The organism is Holtiella tumoricola (assembly GCF_027857615.1).
Lineage (GTDB): Bacteria > Bacillota > Clostridia > Lachnospirales > Cellulosilyticaceae > Holtiella > Holtiella tumoricola.
On sequence record NZ_JAQIFT010000074.1, the window covers coordinates 17,691 to 28,748 of the forward strand.

Consider the following 11,058-nt stretch of genomic DNA (forward strand, 5'->3'; position numbering starts at 1 on the left):
GTATCCTCCTTAGTCCACGTAAACTTTTCCGTCTACTTGTTTTTCTCTTGCTACAAAAGTAGCACGAAGTGTCTCTTCATTATAAGATTTATGTGTATAATCATCATAAATTGCAACAAGTTCTAAGCCTGCTTTTTCGATGATTTGTTTAATACATTCTATTGAATAAGCTTTTTGATAATGGACTTCTTCAAAACGATCATAACGTCCATCTTCATCTTGTACAAAGAAGCTTACATAGAACTCATTGATTTGTTGTTTTTCATCATAAAAGTTCTCCCAAATATATGCAGCCTCTTCTGTCTGCTCTGCAAATACTTTATCCCCTAGAAGGGTTTTATATTTATGTGGTAAATTCACATCAAAGATAAATAATCCGTCTTTTTCAAGATAATTATTTACCCATTTAAACATAGATAGTACTTTTTCTTCTTCCATAAGATAATTAATACTATCGCAGCTACTATAAATAACATCAACTGTTCCATAAAGCTCAAACTCTGTCATATCTTGCATAAGGTATAAGATGCCACGCCCAGCTTCTAATTCCTTTTCCCTAGCAATCATCAACATTTCTTCTGACCCATCTATCCCAATAACGTCTAAACCACGATCAGCAAAGAGTTCACACATTGTTCCTGTGCCACAACCTAAATCACAAATAAGTTTAGGTTCAATACCGTGTTCTTTAATCACACTTTGTATAAAGTCTACCCATTGTACATAAGGTGTATCTTCCATAAAAGTATCATAAATCATTGCAAAATCATTATAAATGTCCAATTTCTCCACCTCTTTATCTGACGACTAAACTTTATTGTACACTAGCAGTTTTTTCTATGCAAATGTAATTTAAAATTTACATATTAATTCCTTCTAATAAAATATTCTTTTGGTTTCTATCATAAATTATACTTGATTTGGTTATATTAATGATAGACATAAATTTTTCTCCCTTCAATCCACTAAATAGACCATGAGAAACTCGTTCTCATGGTCTATTTTTCATTTCAAACTATCCATATATTCAAATAATGAAATATTTTCATGCTTACGCTCATCTTCAGTCATAAGATGAGATAATGTAATCCCCAATAGCCTTACTTTTTCATCTAAGTTATCCACTTTATGCATCAATTGTTCCACATAATTCATAATTTCTTGCGGCTCAACAATAGAAGAACTGGTCATCATACTTCTTGTAATTTGATTAAATTCACTAAACTTAACTTTTAAGGTTACATTTTTTCCCCATACACCTCGACGTTTTACTCTTAAACTTACTTCTTCCGCCAGTGCTTCTAAAGCCTCTTTAGCTTCTATACTACTTAAACGTATATCTTCATTAAAAGTTGTCTCTGCTCCTATTGACTTGCGTACCCTGCTACATTCCACTTCTCTCTCATCAATTCCTCTTGCAAAGTCATATAAAAGATAACCTCGTTTTTTAAATACGCTTACTAAGTAACTCAGCTCTAAGTTCCTTAAATCTTTTCCGTAATGTACTCCTATTTTCTTCAATTCCTCTGCAGTCACTCTACCTACTAAAAAAAACTTATTAATAGGTAGATTATCTAAAAGTTCTTGTGCCTTATCGGGCGTAATAACTGTCAAACCATTAGGTTTTTCATAATCTGATGCAATCTTAGCTAAAAATTTATTATAAGATACCCCTGCCGAACCCGTTAAATGCAGTTCATTCCATATAGCTGCTTTAATTTCCTTAGCAATCTGTGTAGCAGAGGACATTTGCTTCTTATTTTCTGTTACATCTAAGTAGGCTTCATCTAATGATAAAAACTCTACTTTATCTGTATAACGCCTAAAAATTTCACCTATTTGAGCTGATACAGCTTTATATACTTCAAAACGCGGTCTAACAAAAATAGCATGGGGACAAAGTACCTTTGCTGTTTTTCCTGGCATTGCAGAATGAATCCCATACTTTCTCGCTTCATAAGAACACGTTGCTACAACACCACGTTCATTAGGATCACCACCTACAATAAGTGGCTTACCTTTTAGGCGTGGATTATCACGCATTTCTACTTGTGCAAAAAAAGCATCCATATCAACGTGTATAATCTTGCGCATACTCCACTCCCCTTTGTTCCTAGTTTAACCGTATTAGTGTATCATTTTTTCCTCAAATGTTCTATAAAGATTCTAACTCTCCCTCTATGTAATTAACAAATTGTTTAGCTGTACGTCCTGATTTTCCGTTATTCCACATTTCCCATTTCAATGCTTCTCTTTCTAAAACCTGCTCATCTATTTGAATATTTCTCTGGGCTACAATTCCCTTTACAATATCTAAATACTCCTTTTTATTAGGACTACTAAAACCAATTCGCATACCAAATCTATCAGAAAGAGAAAGCTTTTCTTCTACTGTATCGTTTCCATGTAACTCATTTTCACTCATCTGTTCTTGAATAAGATGTCTACGATTAGACGTTGCATAAATAACCATATGTTTTGGCTTTTCTTCTAATCCACCTTCTAAAATGGTTTTAAGCGCTGTATAAGTTTCTTCTTTATCTTCAAAGGCCAGATCATCTATAAAAATAATAAAATAGTAAGGTTTATTTTGAATTAACCCCATTAACTCTTTTAAATGCATTAACTGGTCTTTTCTTATCTCTATCATTCTTAACTTTGTTGTACTTGCAAAATGATTAAGTATAGCTTTTACCATAGAAGATTTACCTGTTCCCCTAGCTCCATATAAAAGTAGGTTATTGGCTGGATATCCTTTTAAAAAGGCATGCGTATTTTTTAATATATCTTGTTTTTGTAACTCATAGCCAATTAAATCATTAAGTCCTATTGAGTCAGGTTTCTTAATACCTACAATCTCTTTATATCCTTTACTATCATCCCATTTAAATGCATAGTATTTAGCAAAATTACCACAACCTCTCTGATGATAAAACTCAAGTAAAGTTTCTGCTTGATCCCCCCATCCCTCTCTTCCTAATACTTCGACACAACGCTCCTCCTCATTTCCCCAATCTAAAAGTCCTTCTATTGCTCCTTGCATACAAACTGCATCTTTATGTTCTAATAAAATTTGTTTAAATATCTTAGAGTTTATACCACCTATTTGTTCTAAAAGATTTAATTCTATTTCTAAACTTTGCTTAATAGTTTGAGGGATTAATTTTTCTTGCTCCAAATAATATGTTATAAGATTTTCTCCATATAAAAGCTTATTTTCTATATAACCTTTTAAAGATTGATAAGGCTGTATAGTATAAAATTTATAAGTAAAGCTATTATAGGCTTCAATTAATATTTCTAAGTCCTTCTCTTCTAAAAAATGTTCAATGACCTCTTCTAATTGACTTATTAACTCACTTTGTCTTAAATTTCTAAGTACGCACAATCTTACAAACCAGGACTTCATCAATTTTAAATTTGCTTTCATACAATCACATCATTTCTCTTTCAAATTTTCTTATGCCTATCCTATCACAATATTTCTTTCAATTCAAAATTCTTTTTTCGCATAAAAAAATAGACATTGAATCAGTTTCCTGTTTTCAATGTCTATTTCCTTTCAACTATTCTTTACATATTTTCATTTTCTTTATTTTTAAGTTCACGTTTCTTCTTAGTCATAAGTCCACCAATACGTCCTGTTTCTTTAGGTGATAAGCTTTTCCATCCATCTTTTTGTACTTTTTCTAAAAGTCCAAGTTCTTCTGCAATCTCTAATTTCATTTTTTGATCTGGTGAAAGTGCATCAAATAACTTTTCTTTTGAATTTCCATTATTGTTCATAATATACCCTTCCTTTTTTGTATTCATGTTCTAAAGTATGGATAGTTTATCCTTAAAATATACACCCTTACCCTACTTTTTTATTTTTCTTACACCTTTTCTCAAATCATGCATATAATATTGTTTATATGGTTATATATAATTGTTTGTAATTATTTTTAATTTTTATAACCTTGACACATCTTTTAACCCATGCTATCATTAGACACAATTAAATACGCATTTTTCCAATCACGTAGAGGCGCGATGCTTATCAGTACTTTTTATGATCTTTGCAAGAAGAAATGACTAAATAGGAAAGGACGTATCGCCGAAGGAGTAAAACGCTTGCACACTTTGTTCCTGGGGGTATAGTTAATAACTATACAACTGTCACCTTTTGCTATACAATAGGTGGTGTGCTACTGTGTTTAAATGATTTTCGTAAATGATTTTTATAAATGACTTTACATCATTTGGATTCACAGCCAGCTTACCCACTAAGCTGGCTTTTATTATTTTAACAATTTTAGGGAGGATTTAATTATGAAAAAAATTAATTTAGCTGTTGTTGGCGCAACAGGCATGGTAGGGCGTACATTCTTAAAGGTGTTAGAAGAAAAGAACTTACCTATTGAAAACTTCTATGTATTTGCATCTGCTCGTTCAGCAGGTTCAACACTTACTTTCATGGGTAAAGAATACACTGTTCTTGAACTTACTGAAACAAGTTTCAAAGAACACCAAATTGATATTGCTCTTTTCTCTGCCGGTGGTGGCACAAGCTTAAAATTCGCTCCAATTGCTGCCGAAAGCGGTTGTATTGTTATTGATAATAGTTCTGCTTGGCGTATGGATCCAAATGTTCCTCTAGTTGTACCTGAAGTTAATCCAGAAGCAATTAGATCACATAAAGGTATTATTGCAAATCCTAACTGCTCAACTATCCAGGCAGTTGTTGCACTTAAACCACTCAATGAATACTATGGTATTAAGAGAATAGTTTACACTACTTTCCAAGCTGTATCAGGTGCTGGTATGGGGGGATGGAGTGATCTTGAAGAAGGACTTAAAGGTAATGCACCTAAAAAATTCCCTCATCAAATCGCAAATAACTGCTTACCTCACATTGATGTATTCTTAGAAAATGGTTATACAAAAGAAGAAATGAAAATGGTAGAAGAAACACGTAAGATTTTTGATAATCAGTCTCTTCGTATCACTTCTACAACTGTACGTGTACCTGTTTTCAACAGCCACAGCGAAAGTATAAATGTTGAACTTAATAAACCATTTGAGATAAATGAACTTAAAGATGTAATTTCAAAAGGTGAAGGCATTATTATTCAAGATGATGTTGCTAATAATGTTTATCCACTTGCAATAAACGCTACTGGTCATGATGAAGTCTTTGTAGGACGTATTCGTCGTGATGAAAGTGTTGATAACGGTGTGAACTTATGGGTTGTAGCAGACAACATTCGTAAAGGTGCTGCTAGCAATGCGGTTCAGATCGCTGAATGGATTATCCAACATATGATGTAAATCGAAAGGACTGATGATAAATGGCAATTTTTGAAGGTGCAGGTGTAGCTATCGTTACACCTTTCCACGAAGACGGAAGTATTAACTTTGGTAAGTTAGAAGAATTAATTGATTTTCAAATAAATAATCATACAGATGCTATTATAATTTGTGGTACAACTGGTGAAGCTTCTACTATGACAGATGAAGAACAACTAGAATGTATTAAAATAGCTGTAGATCGCACAAATGGTCGCGTTCCTGTTATTGCTGGAACTGGTAGCAATGATACACGCCACGGTATTACTCTTACTAAACGTGCTGCAGCTCTCGGTGTAGATGGAGTACTCCAAGTAACACCTTACTACAACAAAGCAACTCAAAAAGGACTTATTGAACATTTTGATGCTATTGGTAAAGCTTGCGATGTTCCTATGATCCTTTATAGTGTGGCTTCTAGAACAGGTGTTAACATTGCTCCTGAAACAGCTTATGAGCTTTCAAAACGTGATTATGTAGTTGGTATCAAAGAAGCTAGCGGCAATATCTCACAAGTAGCACAAATTGCTCGTTTATGCGGACCTGATTTTGCTATCTACTCTGGTAACGATGATCAGATTATTCCTGTACTTGCACTTGGTGGTAAAGGTGTTATTTCTGTACTTTCAAACGTTGCTCCTAAAGAGACTCATGATATCGTTAATTTATACCTTCAAGGTCAGACTCGTGAGGCTCTTAACCTTCAATTAGATTATCTTCCTCTTGTAGATTCACTTTTCTGTGAAGTTAATCCAATTCCGGTTAAAGCTGCACTTAATTATATGGGATTTGAAGTTGGTCCATGTAGATTACCTCTAACAAACTTAGAGCCAACTAACGAAGAAAAAGTTAAAGCTGCCCTTCGTGCAGTTTCACTTATTGACTAATACTTTATAGAAAGGGTGACACACATGACCAATATATTATTACATGGTTGTAATGGAAGAATCGGGCAAGCCATATCACGTATCGTTAAAGACCATCAAAACTTAAACATCGTAGCTGGTGTAGACCCTAATCTTTCTGTACCAAATGCTTTTCCTGTATTCGATCGTATCGAAAACTGTACTATGCCTGTAGATGTTATTATCGACTTTTCTACTGCTAGTGCTGTTAGACCTCTTCTTGAGCATGCTATTTCAAAGAAAATTCCTGTTGTTGTTTGTACAACTGGACTTTCTCCTGAAGATATAGACTTCTTACATGAGGCTAGTAAAGAGATTCCTATCTTCTTTTCTGCTAACATGTCTCTTGGTGTCAATCTTCTTATTACATTAGCAAAACGTGCAACAGAAGTACTCGCTGATTGCGGATTTGACATTGAAATTATTGAAAAACATCATAATCAAAAAGTTGATGCTCCAAGCGGTACTGCACTTGCTATTGCAAATGCAATTACAGATACTCTTGATCAAAATTATGAATTAAGATATGACCGTTCAGGTGTACGTGAAAAACGTCCTAAAAACGAAATAGGTATTCACGCAGTACGTGGTGGTACTATTGTAGGCGAACATGACATCTTATTTGCTGGAAATGATGAAGTGATTACTTTATCTCATTCTGCAGCATCTAAAGAAGTCTTTGCAGTAGGTTCTCTTAAAGCTGCTGCTTTCTTAGCTCCTAAAACACCTGGACTATATAATATGGAACATCTTTTAAATCAATAAAGACTGTCATATAATTAATAATTATTGTCTTAACAAATAAATGAGCTATAAAACTAAACTTCTAATTAGTTTTATAGCTCATTTTCATATATCAAAACTTTTTATACGCTATTTACGTCTTTTGCAACAGCCTCTTCTATTCTATTATTATTTCTTTTAAAACTTCTACTTCTTCAGTCTTTGTTTTATCTAAAGAAGAGAATTTACCAGCTATAATAAGTAAAGTAGGTGCTAAAATCATAAGACTACTTGCGACTACTCCATATTGACTAATCACTTGAGCCTTGGCTCCAAGTACTACACCAAGTGACCTGCACAATGTACCTATATATGAAGTTGCAACAGGTAACATATAGCGTTCATAGATTCCTATATCCCATATTAAAAATACGCCTAACCCATATAACACAAATAACATAACTGTTATACCACAGCTAGATAAGCATTGTAACACTCTACTTTGTAGTGTACGACAAAGCTTACCTAAGAAGAAACATGTTACAAAAATGACTATTGTCATGATGGCTCCAAAAATCATCTTTTGTTTCGAATCGTTCATTAGTGTCGGGAAGGCCATTACTATAATGTGAGTTATCATAAAGAGATAGAAGTAACCTGTTCCTGTGAGTATCAAATTATAGCATACACCCCAAGCTTGACCTTTGCTCCCTCTAATGATTCTACCTAATTCTAACATTCCTAATGCTACAATTAACAATACAGCAAGCCCAATAGCTACATCTACATCTCTTGAGATTTCTACCCCTATCGCTCCACCTAGTTTACCGATAGAATGATATACTTGAGGTACCATTCTTCTAAATACAGTAATAAGTTCTGTACTTTGGATCCCTCTTCCTACTGCATAAATAATACCTGCTCCTATATAGGTTAAGAAGATAGCTATTCTACTTCCCCATATTCCTTTTTTATCTAATAGACACCCTAATAACAAATAGGTTCCACATGTTCCTAGCACAATAAGGATTGGTGCAAACTTAAATAGTTCAAAGTTAAAATAAGCTAGTAAAATAAGTAATAAATACGTCAAAGCCCCAATACCGAAACTTAATAAATTATTTTTCATCCTAATCCCCTCTTTAACCTTCTCTTTGGTATACATTTAAAATTCAATACCAGCCCTTGCTTGAATCCCTTTTTCCATTGGATGTTTTACTGCATCAATATAACTTACATAATCAGCTTTTTCTTTTAGCTCATCTGGTAATTGACGCCCTGTAAGTACAAGTTCCATAAATTCTGGCTTATCATCTACAAGCTGTAAAACTTCTTTTAAATCTGCAAATCCAAGTTGAAGTACGCCTAAAATTTCATCTAAAATGAGGATATCGCACTCTCCTGTATCCATTACTTTTTTAGCAAATTTAAGTGCCATGTGAATCTCTTGAGCAAGCTCTGCTTTTTCCTCCTCTGATAAGGTCCAAGTAAATCCTCTTTCCTTTTCAAAGTGAAAAACTTTAAATCCAGGTTCTAATGACTTTAATGTCTTGCATTCACCTGTATTGTCATTTTTAAGGAATTGAATCATAATGACTTTTAGGTTATTGCCTAGTGCACGTATTCCTAGCCCAATAGCTGCTGTACTCTTACCTTTACCTGGTCCACAATAAACCTGCGTAAGTCCTTGTTTCATCTTTGTCACCTCTTCAATTTATATGTTTAAAATATTTGCATTTTCTTTTAAATAATTTTGCCTTAACTTATAGTCTGGCATAATTTGTTCTATAGTATGCCAAAAGGCCTTACTATGATCAAAATGAATTAAATGTACAACTTCATGTAAAGCTACATATCGAATAACTTCTATTGGCGCACCTATTAGTCTTACGTTATACGATAATGTTCCTCTTGCAGAACAACTTCCCCATCTTGTCTTTTGTTTTCTGATGGTTATTCTTTCATATTTACACCCTAATAAGTCACAATACTCTTGTGTAAACTGTGTCAGCAACTTTAATGCTTGTTTCTTCATGTACATTTCAACCTGTTTTTTTATAAGAAAGAGGTCATTTTTATTCGGAGTAATAATAATAAAGTGCTTATCACTTGTTGTAATAGTTGATTTTAATGTTAAACTTTCTTCTATCTCAACTGCTAATTTATCCCCTAAATATAAAATTTCTCTTTTTGCAAGCCAGTCCTTTGCTTGTAATCGTTGCTGTTTCTCTTCTACTGTTTTATTAATCCACTCTTGATGTTTAGCTACAAATTCATCTATCATCTTACTGTTTATTGTATATGGAGCTTTTACTAAAACTGTTAAATCATCTTGTATATAAATGGCAAGTGTTTTTCTCTTTTGTCTAACAAGCTTATACATATTTTCTCCCTTTCTTATCCCTAGATTATACTCTAAAATAAAGAATTTTTCCACTAAAAAAGGAATCGTCACTAAGCTTCTGTGCCGATTCCTTCACCTATACTTTCTTTTAGGATTCTCCTCCCTCAATTGGAGTTGTTTCCTCTTCTAATATCTCCATTTTAGAGATAGAAACTTCATAAGCTACCTTACTCATAGCTTCTCCTGTCTCTAATTTCTTTTGGTAAGATCTACTTTGAATTCTACCCCATAATTCAATATGAGCACCTGTTTTAAGATTTTGCGCATACCTTGCATTTCTTCCCCACGTAATACATGGTATGTAGTCAGATTTATGATATGAACGATTTACTGCAAGTAATAAATCTGTAATCTCTCTACCGAAAGGTGTTGTACGATAAACAGGATCTTTACATACAAAGCCACTTAAATAAATAGTATTTTTATTTTTTTTCATTTCTTCTTCTGATACTTCTTTTACTTCTAATGCAAATATAGTTAAAATTAAGCGATTCTTTCCTTCTTCATACTGATTATAAGATCTAAATTGTCCTGTTATATCTAATACTTTACCTTGAATATTTCCAAGTGGAGCTAGAAGCCTTTCAGAAACTGTCACTGGTAAAATATCTGCGGAATCACTTAATCTAGGAACCTCTAAATTAAAACTATAAAATCCTTCTCCATATACTTTATGGCTATACGTGAGTTCACTTACCGCTTTTCCTATTATAAGTACTTCATTATTTTCTAAAATGTGTTCTATCATCTTACACCTCTCCCTTATCCTCTTATTGTTCTGTATTGATTTGATTCTTTTGTCACTATCATTTATATTAACAATGGTACAAGTTTATTACAGTTTTTAACATTTATCCTAATTAATTTCTATTCCATAAATCATCATTGTTGCAATACCCGCTAGAGCTGCCTCTACGTTGTTAAAAGGTACCTCTACTGTAAATTCTCGCAGTACATCTAATGTACCTTCTGGTATTACCTCACTTGGATTAACACAACACTGTAAGCTTAAAGAACCATCAACTTGTAATTCTGCACTAGAAGCAGATATATTCGCTGCTTCACTCCATCCATAGGTAATATATTTTTGATTCTTATGATGATAGGTTTCAGGAATGATATAATAGGTTGCTTGAATAAGCTTAAAAAGTCTCGTATAAATGCCATTTTTACTTAAGATATGCTTGGTAAGAGGTTTATCAAAGAAAAGTGCTACATTAAATTTAATTTTTTCATATATTGCTTTTTCAATTCCCTCTTTAGTAAGTTCAACGACTAATAAGTCTGGTGCTTCTTTATCCTGTAATGTATTAATATAATTCCTTAAAGGAATTCTTTTATTATTAAAATATACAGACGTATCTTGAGGTTTTATATGCAAGAGCTTTAATCCTTTTTGCATACTTTGATCATAAATAAGTTGTAAAGCCTTTTTACTACTTTCCGCGCAACTGTTTACAGCTAATGTAATCATAAGTAACCTCCTCTTATGTAAAAAATGATAATTTCATGTTGTAATTTTAGTGTTTACTAAGCATTCTATTTTATGTTCTATAAACTTTGGCAATCTTGATGCAGTGTATATATATTGATTTTTTTTATTTCTAGATACTATATATGTCACTTTTTTCTCCTTGTTAATTTCTTCTTTTTGTGTTAGATTAGGAGTTAATTAATAATCATTCTTTTAAGATAAAA

General features: G+C 32.9%; 12 protein-coding genes and 1 riboswitch. Of the genes, 3 read left to right on the plus strand and 9 right to left on the minus strand.

The window, feature by feature from the left end; translation table 11 throughout:
- Positions 1 to 9: 9 nt before the first annotated feature.
- From PBV87_RS22045 to PBV87_RS22060, 4 genes are all read right to left on the minus strand, one after another.
- Positions 10 to 792 carry a class I SAM-dependent DNA methyltransferase gene (locus PBV87_RS22045; protein WP_408633715.1) on the minus strand — a complete coding sequence of 261 codons (783 nt, stop codon included), beginning with the start codon at positions 790 to 792 and terminating at the stop codon, positions 10 to 12.
- A gap of 213 nt (positions 793 to 1,005) precedes the next feature.
- A complete protein-coding gene (gene dinB, locus PBV87_RS22050) occupies positions 1,006 to 2,094 on the minus strand; it encodes a DNA polymerase IV (RefSeq protein WP_271013775.1) in 1,089 nt (362 codons plus the stop codon).
- A gap of 61 nt (positions 2,095 to 2,155) precedes the next feature.
- The gene (locus PBV87_RS22055; protein ID WP_271013776.1) at positions 2,156 to 3,430 is read right to left on the minus strand and encodes an ATP-binding protein; all 1,275 of its coding nucleotides are present in this window, start codon (positions 3,428 to 3,430) and stop codon (positions 2,156 to 2,158) included.
- Positions 3,431 to 3,573: 143 nt separating this feature from the next.
- Entirely contained in the window at positions 3,574 to 3,786 is a 213-nt protein-coding gene (locus tag PBV87_RS22060) for a small, acid-soluble spore protein, alpha/beta type (RefSeq protein ID WP_053982653.1), read from the minus strand.
- A gap of 228 nt (positions 3,787 to 4,014) precedes the next feature.
- A riboswitch (Lysine riboswitch) is annotated at positions 4,015 to 4,198 on the plus strand.
- A 113-nt stretch (positions 4,199 to 4,311) separates the two neighbouring features.
- On the opposite strand from PBV87_RS22060, the gene PBV87_RS22065 reads away from it, so the two are divergent.
- Genes PBV87_RS22065 through dapB form a run of 3 tightly spaced genes read left to right on the plus strand, consistent with a single transcriptional unit; the run spans position 4,312 to position 6,998 of the window.
- Entirely contained in the window at positions 4,312 to 5,310 is a 999-nt protein-coding gene (locus PBV87_RS22065) for an aspartate-semialdehyde dehydrogenase (protein WP_053982654.1), read from the plus strand.
- A 20-nt stretch (positions 5,311 to 5,330) separates the two neighbouring features.
- Positions 5,331 to 6,215 (plus strand): 4-hydroxy-tetrahydrodipicolinate synthase, encoded by an 885-nt coding sequence (gene dapA / locus PBV87_RS22070; protein WP_053982655.1) that lies wholly within the window; start codon positions 5,331 to 5,333, stop codon positions 6,213 to 6,215.
- Positions 6,216 to 6,239: 24 nt separating this feature from the next.
- Positions 6,240 to 6,998 carry a 4-hydroxy-tetrahydrodipicolinate reductase gene (gene dapB / locus PBV87_RS22075; RefSeq protein WP_053982656.1) on the plus strand — a complete coding sequence of 253 codons (759 nt, stop codon included), beginning with the start codon at positions 6,240 to 6,242 and terminating at the stop codon, positions 6,996 to 6,998.
- Between the two features lie 136 nt (positions 6,999 to 7,134).
- Here dapB and PBV87_RS22080 read toward each other — a convergent pair whose 3' ends face one another.
- The 5 genes from PBV87_RS22080 to PBV87_RS22100 all read right to left on the minus strand — a co-directional run bounded on the left by PBV87_RS22080 (position 7,135) and on the right by PBV87_RS22100 (position 10,834).
- Positions 7,135 to 8,085: a hypothetical protein gene (locus tag PBV87_RS22080; protein ID WP_271013777.1), complete on the minus strand. Its 951-nt coding sequence runs from the start codon at positions 8,083 to 8,085 to the stop codon at positions 7,135 to 7,137.
- 36 nt (positions 8,086 to 8,121) lie between these two features.
- Entirely contained in the window at positions 8,122 to 8,652 is a 531-nt protein-coding gene (locus PBV87_RS22085) for a cob(I)yrinic acid a,c-diamide adenosyltransferase (RefSeq protein ID WP_053982658.1), read from the minus strand.
- Positions 8,653 to 8,670: 18 nt separating this feature from the next.
- A complete protein-coding gene (locus PBV87_RS22090; protein WP_271013778.1) occupies positions 8,671 to 9,339 on the minus strand; it encodes a M48 family metallopeptidase in 669 nt (222 codons plus the stop codon).
- 109 nt (positions 9,340 to 9,448) lie between these two features.
- Positions 9,449 to 10,108 carry a single-stranded DNA-binding protein gene (locus tag PBV87_RS22095; RefSeq protein WP_053982660.1) on the minus strand — a complete coding sequence of 220 codons (660 nt, stop codon included), beginning with the start codon at positions 10,106 to 10,108 and terminating at the stop codon, positions 9,449 to 9,451.
- Between the two features lie 108 nt (positions 10,109 to 10,216).
- On the minus strand, positions 10,217 to 10,834 hold the full coding sequence (locus PBV87_RS22100; protein ID WP_053982661.1) for a hypothetical protein: 618 nt from the start codon (positions 10,832 to 10,834) through the stop codon (positions 10,217 to 10,219).
- Between the last annotated feature and the right edge of the window lie 224 nt (positions 10,835 to 11,058).